The following is a 19,735-nucleotide window of genomic DNA, read 5'->3' on the forward strand; positions in this document are numbered from 1 at the left end:
GTCCGCTCTTGCCGTCTCGGACCTCGTAGTCCGGTCGGCTCCCAACCACCCTGCGTCCGGTCGGTGAACCGTGGGACGCCACGAGCAGCGACCTGGAGGGCGCGTGCCCGCACCGCCTCCGCCTGAGCTGGTACAGCAGTGCACCCCGGACACGGTGATCCCGCAGCGAGAGCGGGTGACGTATCTGTCGCACCTGGCGACCCGGCTCGGCATGTCAATGGGGCTGACGACGGGCATCGGGGTCATCGACCACGAGCCCGTGCTGAACGTGATCCCGCTCGTGTGGCAGGGGCAGCCGCGCCGGAAGGCCATGACGGTCGGGTGCCGCTACGACAGGCGGACGGGCGCGTGGTGGTTCTACCGATACGACACCGGTGAAGCCATCGCCCCCGCGAACGAACTGGTCATCGCAGCGCACACGATCACCGCGACCATTGAGGAGACACCGACATGACCCCCCGTGAGTTCAAACCGACGCCCGGCTACCCGCGCAGGCACCTCGGCCAGGTGGCCCGAGTGAACGGCATCGACGGCGGCTCGTGGATCACGGCGCGAGCGGCCAGGCTGATCACCGGACTCGACATCAAGACCCTGGCGCACTGGGAAACGCTGCGCGTGATCTCGGTGACCCAGGACGGCCCCGGTTCGCCGCGGCTCTACCTGCGCCCCGAGATGGACGTGCTCGCCGGCCTGCGCTCCGGCGGTGTCCCGCCCACCCTGCGACAGGTGCGCCAGTACCTGTCCCAGCGCGAGGAGCAGCACATGCGAGGAGGTTCCCAGTGACACAGCCCCCGACGCACCCGGGACCGATGGGTTATGAGGCCCGCCCGGCCACCATGGCGGCACTGGTCACCGCCCTCGTGCAAGACCGGCTGTTCGAGCACGGTGTCAAGTACGCCCGCATCGGGCTGATGGCCGCACAGGTAGAGGAGATGGTCGCCCCCGAGCTGGAGGACACGAACCCACGTCCCGCCGACGAGGCCCTACGCCTCGCACTCGATGTCGTGGAAAAGGCATGGGACACCGCCATGGACTTCCACGGCATGTACCGCGCGTCGATCGACCAGTGCCTCCGCAAGGTCCGCGACGAGGTGGAGGAGGCCATGCGCGAACACATCCGCATCAGACGGCAGGCACCCGAGGGTGTGCGTGGTCCGCTGCCTCTCAGAGGCTGCCGACCGGCTTACGCCCGAATGCGCGTGTCGGGCGCCGACCCCATCCCACGCCGCGAGGACTCGCCCTGATGCATGTCCGATGGATCGCGGTAGATCCGCGGCAGCGCGCTGACCACGGCGATCCTTGCCCGCCGGTGACATCCGCAGCCTGTGGGTGCGGCGGCGTCTCATGCGCCGTGCGAGGGGGCGCGTGCGTGGGCTGATCGCTCTTCCGCTGAGCGGCGCTTGTCGGGGAGAGGTGGAGCGGCTGCTGCGGGCTGGGGGAGTGGGCGCGGGGGTGGCGGGTGCTCGTCTTTATCAGTCATGTGCGTGATGGGTGGATATCTGCGCGGGGATTTTTTCGCTGGGGGAGTGTCACTTTGCGTTGGTAGAAACTTCGTGTCGGCAGGCTGGGTCGTGCTGGCGCCCCCAAGGCGACGGGAGCGTTGTCCGTTGCGACGCTCGGCGCCTTTCCCGACAGACGGAGGAGAAGCAAGATGTTCAAGAAGACCTTCGCGGCCGCGAGCCTGGTCGCTAGCGCGGTCGGCGGGGCTCTGCTCCTGTCTTCACCCGCCGACGCCGACGGGCGGGACAAGGGGCCGCGGAACGTCGTCAACGTGTACAACTACAACATGAACTCGAACACGAACACCAACAACAACAATCTGGCCACGCTGAACATCCCCGACCCGCTGGCGTTGTTGCTGGGCTGACGACTCCTGGCGTAGCGCGGAGTTGCGATTCTGACGGCCCTGGCCGGCGGTTGAGCCAAGGTCAGCGAGAGCCGGTCGACTGCCTGACCCAGGGATGCCGGAACGCCTAGCGTTCCGGCATCCCTTGTTTTGTGTCCGTGCGCGATCAGGGGGGGGCGGAATGAGCGGCCGGCTGCCGCCGTCGCGCTTTCGTCGTGCGGCCTGCCGACAGTTCAGGACCGGGTTGTTTCTCCCGGTGGCCGCCGGGAGATGCGGGTCGGTCGGGCCGTGGGAGGCGGACGGGGGACGACCATATTGGAGAACGGCGCCTTTTTCCGAGTTGTTTCGGCGGCTCGATGCGGCCGGGCTGCTCCCGCGGACGGGGTGATAACGGGGATTGGCCGGAGTATGTCCAGTTTGCTGGGGATCGAGGTGATCTCCGCAGGCTTCATGTCCTCAATTTATGATTCACTCTGACCGGTTTTTCGTGCTCTTGCTTCGCACTTTGCATTGCGGGCCATACTCTTGATCGCGACGGTGGACATCGGTGCTCTCCAAATCGTGAGTCCACGAAAGAAGAGAGCGTCCCCATCAAACAACTTGTCCACGACAGGTGAAGGAGAAGCGCGATGCTGAAGAAGGCGGCTGCTACGGCTGGCCTGGCGATCGGTGCGGCGGCGGGGGCCCTGCTCCTGAGCTCGCCCGCTCACGCTGGTGTTCGGGGCGAGGACCCGGACGTCAACGCTCAGCAGCAGAAGCAGGCGGTGAGCGTCACCGCCAACAACGTCAACAAGAACACCCTGGCCAACACCAACACCATCCGGAACAAGGCCAGCCTCCTGGACCTGCTCACCGGGTTCTGAGAATAGGCGAGACGTTCTGATCCGTCCGGCCGCGACGACGCGCGGCCCGGATGAGATCGACGGGCCTGGCGGGGTGCTGGGGCGTTCGCCGCCCCAGCACCCCTTCGCTGTGCGGGGATGACAGTCCGCCGGCGGGGCGAAGCTCGTCCCCGAGCCGGCGGGCTTTTTCGTGCGGACATCGTGCTGTGCGGGTCGCGGTTTGGGCAGGTGGGTTTCGGAGTGCTGCTCGATTCTCGTGCGGGCGGGGCGCCGGGCGGAATCGTTTGTGTCCCGTGATGGGGGCATGCCCGTTCCTTCGCTCCGGTCGGTTCCTTGTGCGCCGAGCCGTCCGGTTGCGTGTCGAGTGGGCCTCGGGTCCCGGTCCGTTGTTCGGTGGCGTGATGTGGGGTTGACGTGCCGTTCGCCGCCGCGGCGTCCTGGCCCGTCGGGTTCCTGTGTGAATTGCGGACGTTGCCGGCGGTCTCTTCGATCCTGGTTTTTCCGGGTGGCGGATGGGGTGTTCCGCCGTTTTTCCTGCGGCACTCCGGTTTGCTGCGGAGGGATTCTGTTCGCCGGAGTATCCGACGTCGTGATCGTAAAGCGGCCGGACGCATCCAGTAAACGATGGATGCGATCGACATATATGTCGGAGATCGGCCGGTGGAACAATGTTAGCTTCGGGACGGCGGACTCACCGGTCTCGCTCGGCGGCCGTTCGGCGGCCAAGCGGGATGCCGGTCGGCCCGCCGTGGCTCCCGGCATTTCCGGGGCCGTCCCGCCGCGCCTTTCCGGAACGGTGCGCGGGACGGGGCGATAGTGAACGACCGACCAGCCGTGCGGCGGTCCCCCAAGGGACCCCGCCGACACCAAATCGATATCGACGTCCATGGTGCGGGCGGTGGACGACTTCACGTGCCGCGCCGGCCGTTGCGGCGGCTCGGCACCGCCCGGAGGCGGCGGCCGTCCGGCAGCGGTGAGACGGCGTCCGGGACGGCGCCGGTGAATCGTCAGTGAGGAGTCAGGGGCATGTGGCCGGAAACGATCCAGCGCGGGGCGCGGTGCCCCGGGGATCGCATCCGCCCTGCCCGGCTGCCGTTCGCGGCGCGCATCGCGATCGTCGGCGGTCTGGCCCTGGCGAGCTGGATCGCCGCCGCGCTGCTGGCGCACGCCGCCGACGCCGCCGCCACCGGCACCGACGAGCTCGCGCGTACCGCGGCGGGCGGCGGGCGCACGGCGGTCGAGCCGCGTGACCCGCGCATCGTGGCCGAGACGCTGCGTCACGCCTCGCGCCTGCTGGCGGCCGCGGACGAGCCCGGGTCGGGCGAAGCGGACGTGCGCGAACCGGAGGCGGCGCGGGCGGGCGATGTCCGGCGGCACCGGGTGCGGCGCATCGCCGAGCCGCTCCCCAGTGGACGGCGGGCCGAGCGCGGCGACTGCCGGATGTGCGCCCTGACGGGGCGCCGCGGTCCGCTGGGCGACGCGTCGTTCTTCCGCGCCCTCGACCAGGTCACGACGAGCGCGGGCTCGTCGGCCGGACAATCCTCCGCCCGGGCGCAGGGCCTGCTGCGCGAGGCCAGAAGGACGCTCGCCCGCGTCATGGCGGGCGTCCCGGGCCTCGGCACGGATACGCTTCGCGGCGGGCTGCGGCCGGTGCTGGACCCCGCGGGCGGCGTCCGGGGAGCGGACGAGCAGCTCCCGCCGAACGCCGCCGGTGTGCAGCCGCTGTCGTTCGGGCCGCCGATCCCCGTGATGACGCCGACCGACGCGGCCGCGCCGAATTCCGACGTCCCCGAGTTCGTCGAGAAGGCCGCCTCGACCCCCGACTACAGGGCGGTTCCCTCCGCCGGCGTGCGCGTTGCGGACGACACCACCTGGGCGGGCCCCACCGTGCGGCCCGCCGCCGTCGATCGCTGCCGGTCCTGCACGGCCGAGGGCGAGCCCGCCCCGCCCCGCCGGCCCTCCCCGTTCACCCACCACGTCCCCGCCGACATGACGTACGTGTCCGCGGCGCATCCCCAGCTGGCCCTCGCCGGAATGCTGCAGGCCCACTCGCTGCGCGTCCACCGCGACAGCAGTGCCGCAGCCGTCCCCTACGTGGCCCTGGACGACATGATCGCGGCCGAGGAGCCCGGGGCCGTCCCCGACTGACGCCGTCCATGGGCTGGGCTGTCCCGGGGACGAACCCGTCTCACCGCGCCGCCCGCACGGCCGCATCGTGGCCCGCCCGCAGCGGGCGGAAACGGCGCCACCGCCCGGACCAGCCGAAGACCAGTCTCCCACCGGGGCGATCGGTGCCCTGCCGCACCGTCGCCGGGCGAGCGCACCACATGCGCCGCCGCGTAAGTGCATCGATCACGAACACACAAGACAGGAGTACACAGATGCGCAACTGGAACAAGAACCTGAGCCGCGCGGCCGTGGTGGCCGCGGGCGCCGTGCTGTTCGGCTCCGGCGGCTTCGTCGGGGTCGCCGCCGCCGACGCCGCCGAGCCGCGCACGCGGCTGGACGGCCTCGTCGAGAGAGAGACGTCGGGCGACGTGCGCACCTCCACCTCCAAGCGCACGTCGATCGACGTCGACCAGAGCCAGTCCCAGCCGGGCGGCGTCTCGTTCCGCTGGGACGACGAGGACGACGATGACGATGGCGACGACGGCTTCTTCGGCCTGTGGGGCGGCTCGTCCGGGCCGATCAGCGCCTTCGGCGGGGCGCTGGCGGCGGTGAACATCACCAAGTCCTTCAGCTTCGGCGGCGGGGGCTACTGCTCGCGCTGCGAGAGCGACGCCTACGACTCCTACGCGCACAAGGCCAAGCCCAAGAAGAAGAAGGTCAAGAAGTACAAGGCCAAGCCGCGCAAGGTGAAGTCCTACAAGGCCAAGGCCAAGCCGCGCAAGCGCTCCCACAAGGTGCGGAGCCACCGCGCCAAGGCGCACTGGTCGCGTCCGGTCAAGCTGTACAGCTACGGCGGAACCAGCTTCAACCGTCCGCTGCCGTCGACCGAGCGTCAGGCCCTGGCCCGGCCCCGTCCGGCCAAGTCCGGCGGGGGACGGCTCGGCGGGTTCGTGGGCGGGCTGCTGAAGCCGGCCGCCAAGCTGCGGGGCACCGCCAAGCGCACCGACCAGGGCCAGCAGCAGGACGTGGCGGTCCGGTCCCTGTCCGACGAGAACTTCAACCCGTACGCCGCCAAGGGGCTGCAGTGACCGAGACCCGTCCGGTCGGCTGAGCGGTGCACAGCGGGTTCGGGCCGGGCCCGCCCGCCCGCGGATGACCGCCGAATTCGGCTCCCTCTCGGAATCCATCCGGGACGGGAGCCGTTTTCTATTGCCTCGGCGGGATTCGCTACCGTCGTTATGCCGGCGATCTACGAAACGTTTTCGTCCGGTGCGGCCCCCGGTGTTCCGGCAAGAAACGCCGCGCGGTCTTGCGAGGTGCGCCGCCCGTCCCCGGAATATCATCGGGACGTGCATTGGTGGATTCAGCAGGCCCGCGATTCCGCGGCGGAGGCGCAGGCCGCCGACCCGTCGCCGGAGAATCTGATGGCGGCCGCCCAGGTCGAGGCGCTGGCGTCCATGGCCGAGGCATTGCACCGCATCGCCTCCGCCCTTGAGAAGCAGGACGGACGGGAACGCGCCCGGCTCCGCGGAGTGGACGTCGGCTGACCGCCCGTCCGGGCGATTGCGAAATCACGAAAGCCGGTGTGTTCCGGGGAACTCCGGGACACACCGGCTTTCTGGTCCGTCGGGTGGGATCGGGGCTCAGACGTCGCTGAGGGCCTTGCGGTCCAGCCTGCTGCCGTTGGAGCCCGGGGCGAGCCGCGAGGGCTTGGGGACCGCCGACCGCGGCGGCAGCGGCGGCTCCGCGACGGCCTCGTGCTCCATGGTCACGGGGGCGATCCGGTCGTCCTCGACCACCTGGTGCTGGGCCGGGTGGAGCCCGTGGTCGGGACGGTCCCGCAGCCGCGCCGCGGCCTGCCGCAGCGCGCGCTCGCCGACCAGCCGGGACAGTTCGAGCCCGAAGCAGTCGAGCTTGTCGGCGTCGGTCAGGTCATCGCGGTGGCTGAGATCGGCGGCCACCCCGCCCAGCCGCTGCGCCTCGGCCAGGTCGAACTCGCGCAGCAGATGGCAGCACAGCTCGGTCAGCGCCGCGTGGTCGCGCTCGAACGACAGCCCCGCCAGGTCGTCGTGCGACAGCCGGCTCAGCGCCCGCTTGCGCTCCAGCTCGCCGTCCAGGACGCGCAGGATGCCGTTGAGGACGGCGATGGGGCCGATCCCGGGCCCCCGGTCGTGGGCGAGCGTGAACGACACGCGCAGCAGCGCGGCCGAGCCGAGACCCGCCGTCAGCACCCGCACGATCAGCAGGCTCACCGGGGGCATGGTCTCCGGCAGACCGAACGTCCAGCCCGCCGCCGTGAGCGCGATCAGGGCGATGACCGACGCGCCGATGTTGACGAACACGTACAGCAGACCGGCCGGGGACAGGAACGCCGCCAGGGGCCTGTCACGGTAGCGGACGATCAGTTCGGCACCGCCGAACCCGCTGCCGATCAGGGCGGCGAACAGCATCTCGATGATCATTTTCTCCGTCCCGTCACGCCGTCCGGGCGTTCAGCCGGCCGAACGCGTACTCCTCGCTCTTGCTCCGCCGCGACAGCACCGACGGGCGCTGCCGGGCCGCCGTTTCGGTGCGTTCGGCCTCCAGGAACACCAGCAGCCATTCCGCCGGTCCGCCGGCGCGGCCGGTGCGGGCTCGTCTCGACTTCTCCCGGGCGCGCAGGAAGGCCAGCAGCCATTCGGCCGGACCGGACGCCGCGGCGCCTCGAATTCGGTAATCCATGAGGGAAACCATTCCGTATCCGCGCCCCCCGCGTCGACTTCTTCGCCAGCGCGTCAGGTAATCGCCCGGTCAGGGCCTGCGGCCGCCACTTCTCCGGAGATTCCGCGGCACAATGCGGCGGACCGGGCGATCCGCCCCGCACGGCGCCGGAATGATCTTTGGAAAAGGTCGGCGACACGGTTTTACGATTACCCGCGCCGACCCCGGTGCCCGGGTAGCGTGGCACGGTGTCTCAACACCGAGTCGGCGCGGCCGGGGGCGAAATCCTCGCCCTGGCGGAAATGTTCCGGTTGGGCGCGGTGGAGAACGCGGAGATGATCTCCGAGGGGATGATGAACCGCAACTGGCGGGTCGTCACCGCGCGCGGCGTGTTCTGCCTGCGCCGGATCCTGGACATCGACCTTCCCACCGCTCGCCGCAACCTCGCCGTGCTCGCCGCCCTGGCCGAGGACGGCCTGCCCGTCCGCCCGGCGCTGCCCGCCCCCGGCGGCGCTCTGGTCGCGGAGGCCGCGGGGCGCGGCTACTGCGTGTTCCCGTGGGTCGACGGCGTCCACATCCCCGGAGTGGAGCTGACGGATCGGCAGGCCGGTGCCCTGGGGGCTCTCCTCGCCCGCTTGCACTACGCCCTCCTCCGTGCCACGGCGCCCCCTCAGGTTTCCGGTCCGACGCCCGGCTCGCGCGTCTCGCCGTCCGCTATGCCGACGCCGCGCTTCTCGGTGTCGCCGCCCTCCGCCACACCGTCCGGCCCCACGTCGCCCGGCCCCACGTCGTCCGGCCCTTCGTCGGCCGCCTTTGCGTCGGCGTCGTCTGGCCCCGTATCTGCGTCGTCCGCCTCTACGTCCGGAACGGACGGCCCTGCGGCGGCCGCTTCCGGGGACGTGTCGGATGCCTCTGGTGCAACTGCTTCCGGGCTCGCGCCGTCCGACTCTGCGGCGGCTGCCCCTGAGTCCGGTGCGTCCGCGCCTACGTCAGCCGCCCCCACGCCTGCCTCGTCCGGCCCCGCGTCCGCCTCGTCTGGTCCTGAGTCCGGTGCGGCTGCATCTGTGCCCGGCGCCGTCGGCTCTGGGACGGCTGCTTCTGGGGCTGCGTCGGCCTCCTCCGAGTCGGCCGCGCCTGCGCCTGCTGCCCCTGGGGCTGCGTCGTCTGGTCCCGCGTTCGAGGCGGCTGCCCCTGAGTCCGAGTCGGTCGGCTCTGGGGCGACCGCCTCTGAGGGTGCGTCGACCCCCTCCGAAAGGGCTGCCTCTGCGTCTGAGTCGGCTGCGTCTGCGTCCGCCGCCTCCGGGGCTGTGTCGTCTGGTCCCGCGTCCGGGTCGGCTGCCTCTGTATCCGGGTCGGTTGGCTCTGGCGCGGCTGCTTCCAAGCCCGCATCGACCGCTCCTGGGGCGGCTGCCTCTGTATCCGGGGCGGCCACCCCCGGGGCGGCGTCGTCCGCTCCCGGGGCGGCGGCTTCTGCGTCCCGGCCGGTCGGTCGTGCGTCGGCTGCGTCCGCCTCCGGCCCTGCCTGGCCGCTGGCTGCCGGCAGGTTCGCGTCGGCCGGCCCCCTGCTGCCTTGGCCGACGGCCGTGTCCCGCTCGCGTCCGCGTGTGGTGGCGGTTGAGCCCCCCGAGCGGGCGTTGGCCCGCGCCGGTCGCCTGCTCGACCAGATCTCCTCCCTCCGCTCCCCGCAGACGGTCGATCTGACCTTCGTCGTCCACCTGCGGCGGCGCATCCATCTGCTGCGGCGGTACGGCGCGTTGCGGCCCGCCCATGACCGCCCCCTCGGCCCATACGGCTGGACGCATGGCGACCTGCGTCCGGACAACCTCCTGTGGCAGGGGGACGCGATCGCCGCCGTCATCGACTGGGACCGGCTGGCCGTGCGCCCCCTGATGGAGGAGCTCGCCCGCGCAGCCCTCGCCCTGTTCACCCACGAGGACGGCGCCATCGACCTGTCCCGCGTCGCCGCCTTCACCAACGGGTACCGCTCGATCGCCCCGGTGGACGAGCGCGCCCTGGTCGACGCGGTGCGCCGCATGTGGTGGACCACCATGTGCGACAACTGGCACCTGGAGTACTACTACGGCCACTGCTGCGGCCACCCGCACCGCTCCGGTCCCGGCGTCCTGGACTGGTGGCTCAACGCCTGCGGCCGGGCGTTCGTCCGCGACTCCCGCATGCTCGACTGGTGGACCCGCCACTGGCAGGACGTCCGTGACGCGTTCGCGGGGCACCGCCCCTCCGCCCGCGCCCTGGCCGCCTGAGGTCCCGCGGGGACGGCCAGGACGGACACGGGCGTATTCCTAGGGCCGAGGTGGTGATTTGTGGTTTCCGGCATAGGAGCTCTTTAAGCGGGCTTGGCGCAGGCGAGTCCGAAGCCGTCAGCGCCTATGACGCGGTCCCTCGTACCGTGGGATGAGAAGGGGGGCCCGATGACCGAGGTATCCGGGTACGCGCCTGGGGCGCCGTGCTGGGTCGAACTGGTCAGCCCGCGGGTCACGGCGTCCAAGGAGTTCTACGGGGAACTGTTCAACTGGTACTCCCACGCGTTCGGTTACGAGTTCGGCGATTACTACACATGGTCGCTGGGCGGTCGCCTGGGGCCCATGGTGTGCGGCATGCAGCCGCTCGCCGACGACGGGCAGCGGCCGTACTGGACGTGCCACTTCGCCGTGGACGAGATCGGGCCCGTCACGGAGCGGGTGCGTGCGGCGGGCGGCCAGGTGCTCGTGGACGGCGTCGAGCTGGACAGCCTCGGGCGGCTCGCCCTCGCGGTCGACCCCGAGGGGGCGGGCTTCGCGTTGTGGCAGGGGCAGTCCTTCCGCGGCGCCGGCGTGGTCGACGAGCCCGGGGCGCTGTGCTGGATGGAGCTGGCCTGCCGCGACCTGGCGGCCGTCCAGCGCTTCTACGGCGAGGTTCTGGGCTGGACGTTCGTGCGGCGGGACCACGACGGCCTCACCTACTCCTACTGGCGGGTCGCCGACCGCTCCGTGGGCGGCATGGTCGTGCTGGACGGCCCGCTGAGGCCGCTGGAGCGCCCCCAATGGATCCCCTACTTCGCCGTTGAGGACTGCGACGCCTCCGTCACCAAGGCCACCAAGCTGGGCGCCCGCGTGGAGGTGCCCCCGCACGACATCCGGCCCGGCCGCTACGCGTTCCTGCGCGACCCTGTGGGGGCGCCCCTGGCCATGATCCAGCCGGCCCGGTGAGTCACCAGTCGCCGGCGAGACGGCGTTTGGCCTCGGCGATGCGGGCCTCGTCGCGCTGGTAGAAGACCCACTGCTTGATCTTCTTGCTGCGGACCAGGCCCGCCCTGGCCAGGATCTTCAGGTGTTCGCCGCAGGTGGGCTGGCTGACGCCCAGCTTCTCGGCGATGAACAGGGAGCAGACGCCGTCGCGGACCAGGTCGCCGTCGCGCTGCGGGGGGAAATGGCGTTCCGGGTCGCGCAGCCATGCCAGGATCTGCTGCCTCCGGTCGTTGGCCAACGCTTTGAGGAGGTCCACGTCCAGCACGCACGCATCATGGCAACGGCCCCGGAAGCTGTCCACACGGCCGCGACGCCGTCGAGGGCGCGGGGGCTCAGCACCAGTAGAGGGCGGAGTTCTCGCGGGTGACGTTGCGCAGGACGATGTTGGTCCCCGTGCAGGGGCTCCAGCGGATGGCGGTGTTGCGGACGGTCAGGTTCTGCAGCGTGATGTCGCGCGACGGGGCGAACTCGGTGCGCGCGGCGATGCGGACCTCGCCGCCGCCGTCGACCACGCCGGACCGCCCGGCGATCGTCATGTTGTAGCAGTTCTCCAGCAGGATGGCGTTGTTGCCGGTGTAGGCGATGTCCACCTCGTCGATCACGGCGCCGCCGCTCTCGGAGACGCAGAAGATGCCGCGTCCGCCGCCGCGGGCCTTGACGCTGCCGACCCGGATGTTGGTCGGGTAGGAGTCGCCGATGCGGCCGTTGCGGTTGGCGAAGCGCAGGGCGGCGTACCCGGTGCCGGTGCCCGTGCCGTCCGCGTCCACCCGGGTGACGGTCGCGTTGATCGTGTCGTTCAGCAGCAGCCCGGACTCGCCGGTGTTGCGGGCGGTGACGCGGTTGACGGTCAGCCCGTCCACGCCGTAGGTCTCCACGCCGTGCGAGGACGTCCCCGACACGTACACCTGGTCGATGGAGATGTTGCGGGACCGGACGCTGCGGTCGCCGTGGTTGTCGATGCGGATCCCCAGGCCGCTGGAGACGCGCAGCTGGATGTCGCCGAGGGTGACGTTCTCGACGTTCCGCATGAAGATCCCGTACAGCGGGGAGCCGGTGACGTTCAGGTGGCGCACCTCGATGTCGCTCACGCCGCGGGCGTAGATCGGGGCCTGGTCGCCGGAACCGGAACCGGTGACGTTGACGGTGCCGCACACGTCGATCCCGGTGTGGGAGCGCAGGGAGATCCGCGATCCGGCGCTGAGCGAGCCGTCGCCGCGCACCACCACCCACTCCTTGGAGGTGCGGCCGGACGTCAGGCTGTCGATCGCCGCCTGCACGGCCGCCCGCATGTCGGTACCGGTGTAGACGGTGCGGGAACCGTTGCGGGCGGTCCAGGTGTCACCGCTGCGCACCGCCTCGGCGTTGTAGTACGAAAGGTCGCCGCAGGCGGCGGACGCGGGCGGCGCCGCCGCCAGGGCCGTCAGGCCCGAGGCGACGAGTGAGAGCGCGGCGAGGACGGTGACGCGGGCGCGTCGGCGGATGCGCCCGCCGGCCGGGATGCTCATGGAACCTCCTGGGCATGCGATATGGAAAGCGGTTTCCTGTTCTCCGCTTCGTAGCCCGGCGGCGTCCGGCGGTCAATCCCGCCTTCCACCGCTTTCCGTGCGGACGCCTCGTCGCGCTGGGGAGCGGAGGGGGCGTGGCCTCCCCTGGCGGGGCCGCCGGGCAGCGGCACGCCGCCGCGGGTGGTCCGGCGGGGGCGCGGTGAAGCCGGAGGGGAGCCCGGACGGGATGCGGCCGTCGACTGGTTGCGGTAGGCGGCCGTGCCCGCCATGCCGATCACCGCCACGCCCATCGCGATGCCGAACTCGGCGGCGGTCTCGTTCACCGCCGCGGCGCTGCCGGACTTCTCCACCGGATGCGCGCCCATGGCCAGGGCGGCGCTCAGGCCCGCCGTCGGAGCACGCGGAGGCGGCTACAGCCCGCTCGGCGACGGCACCTTCGACCTGCTGGACCTGGAGGTGTTCGCCGGGCGGGACGTCGCCTGGTGCCACGCCATGATCGCGATCGTCGATCTGCGCTGCCGGCTGCCCCTGGGCCTGCGCCGGGTGGACGGGCAGTGGATGATCGCCCACGAGCACCACTCGTTCCCCGGCGAGGCCCCGGCGGGCTGAGACGCCGCCCGCGCGGTAGCGACCGGGCTTTCCGGGGAGGCCGCCCTCATGGACACCGGCGCCATGCGGCCTCCGCCCGTCATCGGCAGCATCCCGCTGGCCGGCACCGACCCCGCCCGGCTGCGCGCCTGGTACGAACGGGCGTTCGGGGTCGTCCCCGACGGCGACGGCTTCTACCGGCTCGGCGGCGTCGACCTGCTCATCGACGGGCGCGACGACATCGCCGCCCGGGCCGCCGAACCGGCCCGCGTGATCATCAACCTGAACGTGCCGGACGCCCGCGCCGCCGCCCGGCACCTGGACGCGATGGGGGTGACGTGGCTGGCCGAGCTGGAGTACCGGGAGCGGCACGGGCCGTGGTTCGGCACCGTCATCGACCCCGACGGCAACTACGTGCAGATCATCCAGATCACCCCGGCGTACTGGACGGCCCGCCGCGAGCGCCTGGGGCGGGGCGGCGGCCCGCTCGTCGCGGCGCGCGTCGCGACCCGTCTGCCCGCGCAGGACCTCGGCCGCGCCCGGCGGTGGCACGCCGAGAAGCTGGGGCGGGAACCCGCCGAGACCCGTCCGAGCGGCCTGCGCTGCGAGTGCGGCGGCGGGGAGTTCGCGCTGTTCCAGTCCGCGGGACGGCCGCCGGGGGAGCACACCCGGATGTCGTGGCAGGTCGCGGACCTCGACGCCGCGGTGGCCGAACTGCGGGCCCGGGGCGTGGCGTTCGAGGAGTACGACGTCCGGGGCCGCGGACGGTGGGCGCGATCGCCGAGGTGCCCGGGAACTACCCGTCGCCGGGCGGGCGGGGCGAGCGCACCGCCTGGTTCTACGACAGCGAGGGCAACCTGCACGGCATCGGCCGGCCCGTCGCCCCGGACACCGCGCGGTGACACCCACTTCTCCATACTGGAACGTTTCTCCCGGGCATGCCCGCGGTGGCGTCCGGGTGAATTCGACCAAGCGTTTCGAGGTCGAATACGCGTGCGCCGGATCGCGGGGCAGCCGTCCCGGGACCGGCGCATTTCGCGTGGTGGTGCGGGGCATCCGGCCGGTGGGCGATGCGGCGAAAGAGCCGGTGGCGAAAGGGTTTCGGACGCCTGGCCCAGCGGCCGCGTCGGAACATGCCGCCGTGGCCGGGACGGCGCCGCGGCCGCGCCGAGGGCGCGACCATGATCCTCTCCGGCGGCGTCCGTCCGCAGCGCCATGAGGTGAGCGGCGCGCCCGTGACCACGGCATACGCGGGTGACCGGACGGCCGGTCTCCGGTCCGGCGAGGGCAGAGTCGTGGTCAAAAGGTGCGGACGCCCGGGGGAGACCCAGCGGGCCGGCTGGGCGTTGGAGACACCTCCTTCCGCCGGAAAACGCCGCGTCCTGCCGCGATCAATGTCACGGAGGCCGCCTTATTTTGCGTTTCCTTTGTGTTGTGCGGATCGCCCGCCGCACAGGGCGGGAAGGGGGTGCGGACCCCTTGCGATCCGCCGGAAATGACGTCACGGGCGCCGCGCCGCCGCCCGCCGTACGCGATTTGCCGGTCCGCTGTTCACCGTCCGCCGGAGATGGCACGCTGGAAGGGCGGACTTCGGTGCAGGGGGGAGCGCGACAGGTGAGCTTCACTGCGAACGAGCAGGCCGTCGGCCTTCGCCGGGCCGGGCCGACGGTGCTGCGGATGGTGGTCGGCACGCGGCTGCGCAGGCTGCGCGAGTCCCGCGGGATATCGGCCGACAAGGCCGGGTACGAGATCCGCGGCTCCGCATCCAAGATCAGCCGGATGGAGCTGGGCCGGGTCGGCTTCAAGGAGCGCGACGTGGCCGACCTGCTGACCCTCTACGGCGTGTCCGACCCCGCCGAACGCGAACCGCTGCTGGAGATGGCGCGGATGGCCTCGGTGCCGGGCTGGTGGCAGCGCTACCACGACGTCGTCCCGCCCTGGTTCGAGCCGTACCTGGGGCTGGAGCAGGGCGCCGGCGTCATCCGCTGCTACGAGGTGCAGGTCGTCCCGGCGCTGCTGCAGACCAGGAGCTACGCCCGCGCCGTGCTCCGGCACGTCCACCCGGAGGCGTCCGCCGAGGAGATCGAGCGGCGGGTCGAGCTGCGCCGGGAGCGGCAGCGCATCCTCACCCGCGACGAGCCCGCCCGGCTGTGGGCGGTGGTGGACGAGGCCGCGCTGCGCCGCCCGTTCGGCGGCCGCGAGGTCATGCGGGCCCAGCTGCGGCACCTGATCGACGTGTGCGCGCTGCGCAACGTCACCGTGCAGGTGCTGCCGTTCGGCACGGGCGGGCACGGCGCCGTCGGCGGGCCGATCACCCTGCTGCGGTTCGAGGAGGCCGACCTGCCCGACGTGGTGTACCTCGAACAGCTCACCAACGCCCACTACCCGGACCGCCCCGCCGAGGTGGACCGCTACACCGACGTCATGAACCGCCTGGTGGTGGATGCCGACCCGCCCATCCGGACGCCGGACACGCTGCGCCGCCTGCTGGACGACCTCTGAGCGGGCCGGGCGGTCGCGGAGGGGCACGGCGGACGGCGTGCCGTCACTTTGGCCGTGCCGCCGTGCCCCCGCTCTTCGTGAAGCGCCCCCGGCGTCAGGGGCGGCCGTCACCGGGACTGCCGCCCCGCCCCCCAGCGCGCCGGACGGGCCGCTCCGTCGGTGCGACGAAACTAGTCGTATCGGCGGGTGCGGACTCCCCGGACCGGGGTGGCAGTCGACCAGCGGTCGACCGGCTGCGACGAACGGACGGGCCCTTGACCGTTCCGCCGGGAATGTCGGGTATGGACGGCAGAAAGGCGGGGCGAGGTATGACGGGCTTCTTCACCGGCCGGACGCTGGCGGACCTCGGAGACGACCTGCGGGCGGGCCGGACGAGCGCCGCCGCGCTCCTGGACCGGGCGCTGGAGTCGATCGACCCGGGCCTGAACGCGTTCGTCACCGTCGACGCCGAGGGCGCCGCCGCGGCGGCCCGGCGCGCGGACGAGGAGCTGGCGGCGGGCGCCGACCGCGGCCCCCTGCACGGCGTCCCGGTCGCGGTCAAGGACATCATCGATGTCGCGGGCCTGCCCACCGGCATGGGCTCGGCCCTGTTCGACGGGTACGTGGCCGCCGGGGACGCGGCGTGCGTGCGGCGCCTGCGGGAGGCGGGCGCGGTGATCGTCGGCAAGACCACCACGCACGAGTTCGCCTACGGCGCGAGCGGTGACGTCTCCGTGACCGGACCGTCACGCAACCCGCACGATCCGGCGCGCATCTCCGGCGGGTCCAGCGGCGGCAGCGCGGTCGCCGTGGCGGCGGGCATGGTGCCGCTGGCGCTGGGCACCGACACCGGCGGCTCGGTGCGCATACCGGCCGCGCTGTGCGGGATCGCCGGGTTCAAGCCCGCCTTCGGGTCGATCCCCGTCGACGGCGTGTTCCCGCTGGCCGAGTCCCTGGACCACGTGGGCGTGCTCGCCGCCACCCCCGCCGACTGCCGCACGGCCTACCGGGTGCTGACCGCCTCCGACGACCGGCCCGCCCCCGGCGAGATCCGCATGGCCTGGATCGACGGCATGGCCCCGGTGGACGCGCCGGTCGAACGCGCCGTCCGGGATGCCCTCGCCGACCTGCCCGCCGACCTGCCCGCCGAACGCCTCGACCTGCCCGCGGCGCGCCGCGTCTTCGCCGCCATCCAGGACTGCGAGACCTACGATCTGCACGCCGACCGGGTCGAACGCGCACCGGACCGGTTCCAGCCCGCCACCCTCGACCGCCTCCGGCGCGCCGCGCGCACCCCCGGCTGGCGCTACGTGCGCGCCCTGCGCGAACGCGACGCCTTCGCCGACGCGGTCGCCGGCCTGCTCGCCCGGTACGACGTGCTGGTGCTGCCCACGGTCCCGCTCACCGCGCCGCCCATCGGGGAGCGCGACAGCGCCCTCGGCCCGCTGCAGCCCACGCTGGTGTCCCTGACCTGCCCGTGGAACGTGGCGCGGGTGCCCGCGCTGAGCGTCCCGGCGGGGTCCGTGGACGGCCTGCCCGTCGGCGCCCAGTTCATCGGACGGCCCGGCGCCGAGCACGTGCTGTTCGCCGCGGCGGAGCGGTTCCGGGCGCCCCGCGGCCGGGCGGGCGCGCTTCACAGGTAGAGGCCGAACAGCTCCTCGGGATGGTCGAAGATCTCCGGCAGGTCCTCGGCGGTGAGGGTGACCAGCTGCCGCTTGCCCGGCGCCTTCCCCTTGGCGGGCGCCTTGCCGTTGACGGGCGCCTTCCCGTTCGCGGACCGCCCGTTCGCCGCGGGGGCGACGTGCGCCGCCAGCCGCTGCGCCTGGTTGGCGACGGCCAGGTCGAGCAGGTTGCGCATCAGGCGGCCGTTGCCGAACGACGGGCCGCGCGGAGCGCGCCGCAGCATGGCCCGCAGCCGGTCGGGCACCCCCGGGGCGAGCCGGAACCCGTCGGCGGCCGCGAGCTGCTCGAAGACCGCGACCAGCTCGTCGTCGGAGTAGTCGGGGAAGTGCAGCTGCTTGGGGAAGCGCGAGTCCAGCCCCGGGTTGGCGGCCAGGAACTCGGCCATCTCCCGCTCGTACCCGGCGACGATCACGATCAGGTCGTCGCGGTGGTCCTCCATCAGCTTGACCAGCTCGGCGATGGCCTCGTGGCCGTAGTCGCCGCGCAGCGGCGACTGGGTGAGCGTGTACGCCTCGTCGATGAACAGCACCCCGCCGAGGGCGCGCTCCACCAGGCGGCGGGTGCGCGGCGCGGTCTGCCCGATGTACTCGCCGACCAGGTGGGCGCGCGAGGCCTCCACCAGGTGCCCCGACGACAGCACGCCCAGCTGCTTGTAGATGCGGCCGAGCAGCCGCGCCACCATCGTCTTGCCGGTGCCGGGGTTGCCGGTGAACACCATGTGCCGGGTCGGCGCGGTCAGCGACAGCCCCGACTCGCTGCGCAGCTGCTCGGCGCGGGTGCTCGCGACCAGCAGCGCGATCTCGTTCTTGACGGTCTCCAGCCCGATCAGGCCGTTCAGCTCGGCCAGCGCGTCCCCGGCGCCCGGCGCGGTCTCCAGGGTGGCCGGGATGTCCCGCTGCCGCACCACCAGCTCGGCGCCGGGCTCGGTGCGCTCCCGCACCGCCGCGACGACCAGGTCCGCCAGGTGCGGGGCCAGGCGGGCGTTGCGCAGCGTCTGCGCGGGCGGCGCGGCCTCCTGCAGCCGGGCCGCCGCGGCCAGCGCCTGCCGCGTGGCGCGCGCGCCGTGCCGCCGCAGGGCGCGGCGGAACAGCTCGGCGTGCCCCTCGGCCGTGAACGGGCGGGTGCGGGCGATGCGCAGGCGCTGCAGCAGCGCCGGGTTGACCTGCCGGATCCGCTCGTCGCCGCCCTCGTCGCACAGCGCGACCAGGTTCAGGTCGGGGTGGACGGCCAGCAGCCGGTGCAGCTCCTCGGTCAGCGCCTCGCCGTTGCCGGGGTCGGTGGCGATGTCGTCCAGGCCCTCGATCACCAGCAGCCGCTCGTGGGCGCAGTCGCGCGCGTCGGCGTGCAGCTTGGCGACCGCGTCCGACAGCCGCTGCCCGGCGAACAGGTTGTCGGTGAGCCACAGCGGGTCGCGGCCCATCCGCAGCACCTTGGAGACCTCCTGGGCGGCGTCGCGCTTGCCGGTGCCGTCCGGCCCGGCCAGCAGCAGCCGCACGGGCTCGCGCTGCTCGCCGATCTCCGCCAGGACGGCCGACACCTCGGGCTGCCCGACCAGGGTGCTGACCAGCTCGCCGCCGCCCGCGGCCGCCCCGGGCTCCTCGGCGGCGGGCTCGGCGGCGGTCTTGAGCCGGGCGGTGAGCGGGTTGACGACGCGGCGGCGCGGCGCGAACAGCCGCCGCAGGTCGGTCTGGAACTGCCCGACCGGGATCCACTCGGGCTTGGGGAACCACGGGTCGCCGGGCAGGCCCTGCAGGATCGCCACGAACCGCATCGCCATGTCCAGCCAGGCCCGGCAGGCGTCGGCGGCGCCGGCGACCAGGGCCCGCACCAGCCACGCGCGGGTCTGCTCCTGCCACGGGCCCGGCTTGAAGCCGCGCCGCTCCACGGGGAAGCGGGCGTTGAGCTCCCCGTACATGTCCGGGCCGAGGGCGGCCGCCAGCTCGCCGGGGACCTGCTCGATGCTGCCCTGCAGCATCAGGTGGATCAGGTGCACCTCGACGGGCTCCTCGCGCGGCGCCACCGCGGTCAGCGCCTCGTGCGCGGCCAGCAGCCCCGAGCACACCCACTCCAGGTAGCCGACGGGGCCGAGGAGCTCGGGGACGGCCGCCAGGATCTCGTCGTCGGCGTGCGCGTGCCAGTTCTCCCGCAGCTCCATCTTCGGCAGGTTGACCTCGCACGCGGGCGGGTCGTCGTACAGGCGCAGCAGCGCGGTGCGCCGCTGCTCCAGCGGCTCGATGCCCTCCAGCACGGCCAGGCAGTCGCGGGCCAGCTCGATCGCCAGTTCGCGGTCGGGCGCCTCGACCAGCCAGTCCACCGGGGGCCGCCAGCGGCCGCCGGGGGCGTCCCAGCGCGTCATCCGGGTGCTGAGCGGCCCGGGGTTGACCATGTGGCGGCGCAGCAGCCGCTCGGGGAGCTGCGACCAGGACCCGCCCTTGATCGCGCCGCCGCCGGGCAGAAAGGCCAGGATGCCGAAGATCTCGGCGACCACCAGCGGCGCGGGCAGGGTGAGCAGCTTGTGCTCGTCGGTGGTCAGCTCCGCGCAGCGCGGGTCGCCCGCCAGCGCGTCGATCCGCGCGCCGATCTCCTCGAACAGCCCGTCGGGCACCCGCCACGGGCCGTACGAGTAGACGTCGAGGACCGGCTCGTCGGTGAGCAGTAGCTCCAGGTGCTCCGGCAGCCGCAACGCACACTCCCAAATAGTGATCAAACCGGGTAACAGCCTACGTTTTCCGGAAG

At 72.6% G+C, this 19,735-nt stretch carries 20 protein-coding genes and 1 pseudogene; 15 read left to right on the plus strand and 6 right to left on the minus strand.

Annotation, left to right across the window (positions count from 1 at the left end):
* Window positions 1-154 precede the first annotated feature (154 nt).
* From ABD879_RS13880 to ABD879_RS13915, 8 genes are all read left to right on the plus strand, one after another.
* On the plus strand, window positions 155-454 hold the full coding sequence (locus ABD879_RS13880) for a hypothetical protein (RefSeq protein ID WP_345021346.1): 300 nt from the start codon (window positions 155-157) through the stop codon (window positions 452-454).
* The gene (locus tag ABD879_RS13885; RefSeq protein WP_345021348.1) at window positions 451-783 is read left to right on the plus strand and encodes a hypothetical protein; all 333 of its coding nucleotides are present in this window, start codon (window positions 451-453) and stop codon (window positions 781-783) included. Before ABD879_RS13880 ends, ABD879_RS13885 begins: the two co-directional genes overlap by 4 nt.
* Before the next feature lie 26 nt (window positions 784-809).
* The gene (locus ABD879_RS13890) at window positions 810-1,244 is read left to right on the plus strand and encodes a hypothetical protein (RefSeq protein ID WP_345021349.1); all 435 of its coding nucleotides are present in this window, start codon (window positions 810-812) and stop codon (window positions 1,242-1,244) included.
* Between the two features lie 407 nt (window positions 1,245-1,651).
* Window positions 1,652-1,867 (plus strand): hypothetical protein, encoded by a 216-nt coding sequence (locus ABD879_RS13895; protein ID WP_345021351.1) that lies wholly within the window; start codon window positions 1,652-1,654, stop codon window positions 1,865-1,867.
* 608 nt (window positions 1,868-2,475) lie between these two features.
* Window positions 2,476-2,709 (plus strand): hypothetical protein, encoded by a 234-nt coding sequence (locus ABD879_RS13900; RefSeq protein ID WP_345021353.1) that lies wholly within the window; start codon window positions 2,476-2,478, stop codon window positions 2,707-2,709.
* A 1,005-nt stretch (window positions 2,710-3,714) separates the two neighbouring features.
* Complete coding sequence (locus ABD879_RS13905; RefSeq protein WP_345021355.1) at window positions 3,715-4,836, plus strand: hypothetical protein; 1,122 nt, start codon at window positions 3,715-3,717, stop codon at window positions 4,834-4,836.
* Between the two features lie 233 nt (window positions 4,837-5,069).
* On the plus strand, window positions 5,070-5,885 hold the full coding sequence (locus tag ABD879_RS13910; RefSeq protein WP_345021357.1) for a hypothetical protein: 816 nt from the start codon (window positions 5,070-5,072) through the stop codon (window positions 5,883-5,885).
* A gap of 261 nt (window positions 5,886-6,146) precedes the next feature.
* Window positions 6,147-6,344, plus strand: a complete 198-nt coding sequence (locus ABD879_RS13915) for a hypothetical protein (protein ID WP_345021358.1) — start codon at window positions 6,147-6,149, stop codon at window positions 6,342-6,344.
* A 96-nt stretch (window positions 6,345-6,440) separates the two neighbouring features.
* Here ABD879_RS13915 and ABD879_RS13920 read toward each other — a convergent pair whose 3' ends face one another.
* Window positions 6,441-7,259: a hypothetical protein gene (locus tag ABD879_RS13920; protein ID WP_345021359.1), complete on the minus strand. Its 819-nt coding sequence runs from the start codon at window positions 7,257-7,259 to the stop codon at window positions 6,441-6,443.
* A 13-nt stretch (window positions 7,260-7,272) separates the two neighbouring features.
* A complete protein-coding gene (locus ABD879_RS13925) occupies window positions 7,273-7,518 on the minus strand; it encodes a hypothetical protein (RefSeq protein WP_345021361.1) in 246 nt (81 codons plus the stop codon).
* Window positions 7,519-7,847: 329 nt separating this feature from the next.
* Here ABD879_RS13925 and ABD879_RS32960 point away from each other — a divergent pair.
* Window positions 7,848-8,156: pseudogene (locus ABD879_RS32960) on the plus strand (phosphotransferase); the annotation flags it as partial.
* 11 nt (window positions 8,157-8,167) lie between these two features.
* Here ABD879_RS32960 and ABD879_RS13930 read toward each other — a convergent pair.
* Window positions 8,168-8,500, minus strand: coding sequence for a hypothetical protein (locus tag ABD879_RS13930; protein WP_345021364.1), 333 nt, complete (start codon window positions 8,498-8,500; stop codon window positions 8,168-8,170).
* Between the two features lie 604 nt (window positions 8,501-9,104).
* Here ABD879_RS13930 and ABD879_RS13935 point away from each other — a divergent pair.
* Together ABD879_RS13935 and ABD879_RS13940 are read left to right on the plus strand one after the other, a co-directional pair.
* The gene (locus tag ABD879_RS13935; RefSeq protein ID WP_345021366.1) at window positions 9,105-9,758 is read left to right on the plus strand and encodes a phosphotransferase; all 654 of its coding nucleotides are present in this window, start codon (window positions 9,105-9,107) and stop codon (window positions 9,756-9,758) included.
* Window positions 9,759-9,926: 168 nt separating this feature from the next.
* Window positions 9,927-10,703 carry a VOC family protein gene (locus tag ABD879_RS13940; RefSeq protein ID WP_345021369.1) on the plus strand — a complete coding sequence of 259 codons (777 nt, stop codon included), beginning with the start codon at window positions 9,927-9,929 and terminating at the stop codon, window positions 10,701-10,703.
* A 1-nt stretch (window position 10,704) separates the two neighbouring features.
* On the opposite strand, the gene ABD879_RS13945 is transcribed toward ABD879_RS13940, so the two are convergent.
* Both ABD879_RS13945 and ABD879_RS13950 read right to left on the minus strand, forming a co-directional pair.
* On the minus strand, window positions 10,705-11,007 hold the full coding sequence (locus ABD879_RS13945; protein WP_345021371.1) for an ArsR/SmtB family transcription factor: 303 nt from the start codon (window positions 11,005-11,007) through the stop codon (window positions 10,705-10,707).
* A gap of 67 nt (window positions 11,008-11,074) precedes the next feature.
* Window positions 11,075-12,247: a right-handed parallel beta-helix repeat-containing protein gene (locus tag ABD879_RS13950; protein ID WP_345021373.1), complete on the minus strand. Its 1,173-nt coding sequence runs from the start codon at window positions 12,245-12,247 to the stop codon at window positions 11,075-11,077.
* Between the two features lie 267 nt (window positions 12,248-12,514).
* On the opposite strand from ABD879_RS13950, the gene ABD879_RS13955 reads away from it, so the two are divergent.
* The 4 genes from ABD879_RS13955 (at window position 12,515) to ABD879_RS13970 (ending at window position 16,959) form a co-directional block, all read left to right on the plus strand.
* Window positions 12,515-12,856 (plus strand): nuclear transport factor 2 family protein, encoded by a 342-nt coding sequence (locus tag ABD879_RS13955; protein ID WP_345021375.1) that lies wholly within the window; start codon window positions 12,515-12,517, stop codon window positions 12,854-12,856.
* A gap of 48 nt (window positions 12,857-12,904) precedes the next feature.
* A complete protein-coding gene (locus tag ABD879_RS13960) occupies window positions 12,905-14,020 on the plus strand; it encodes a VOC family protein (RefSeq protein ID WP_345021377.1) in 1,116 nt (371 codons plus the stop codon).
* A gap of 429 nt (window positions 14,021-14,449) precedes the next feature.
* Window positions 14,450-15,337 (plus strand): helix-turn-helix domain-containing protein, encoded by an 888-nt coding sequence (locus ABD879_RS13965; RefSeq protein ID WP_345021380.1) that lies wholly within the window; start codon window positions 14,450-14,452, stop codon window positions 15,335-15,337.
* A 308-nt stretch (window positions 15,338-15,645) separates the two neighbouring features.
* Window positions 15,646-16,959: an amidase gene (locus ABD879_RS13970; protein ID WP_345021382.1), complete on the plus strand. Its 1,314-nt coding sequence runs from the start codon at window positions 15,646-15,648 to the stop codon at window positions 16,957-16,959.
* Here the strand turns inward: ABD879_RS13970 and ABD879_RS13975 are convergent.
* Entirely contained in the window at window positions 16,950-19,682 is a 2,733-nt protein-coding gene (locus tag ABD879_RS13975; protein WP_345021387.1) for an AAA family ATPase, read from the minus strand. The genes ABD879_RS13970 and ABD879_RS13975 overlap by 10 nt on opposite strands.
* Between the last annotated feature and the right edge of the window lie 53 nt (window positions 19,683-19,735).

It is taken from the genome of Actinomadura keratinilytica (assembly GCF_039539665.1).
GTDB classification, from domain to species: domain Bacteria; phylum Actinomycetota; class Actinomycetes; order Streptosporangiales; family Streptosporangiaceae; genus Spirillospora; species Spirillospora keratinilytica.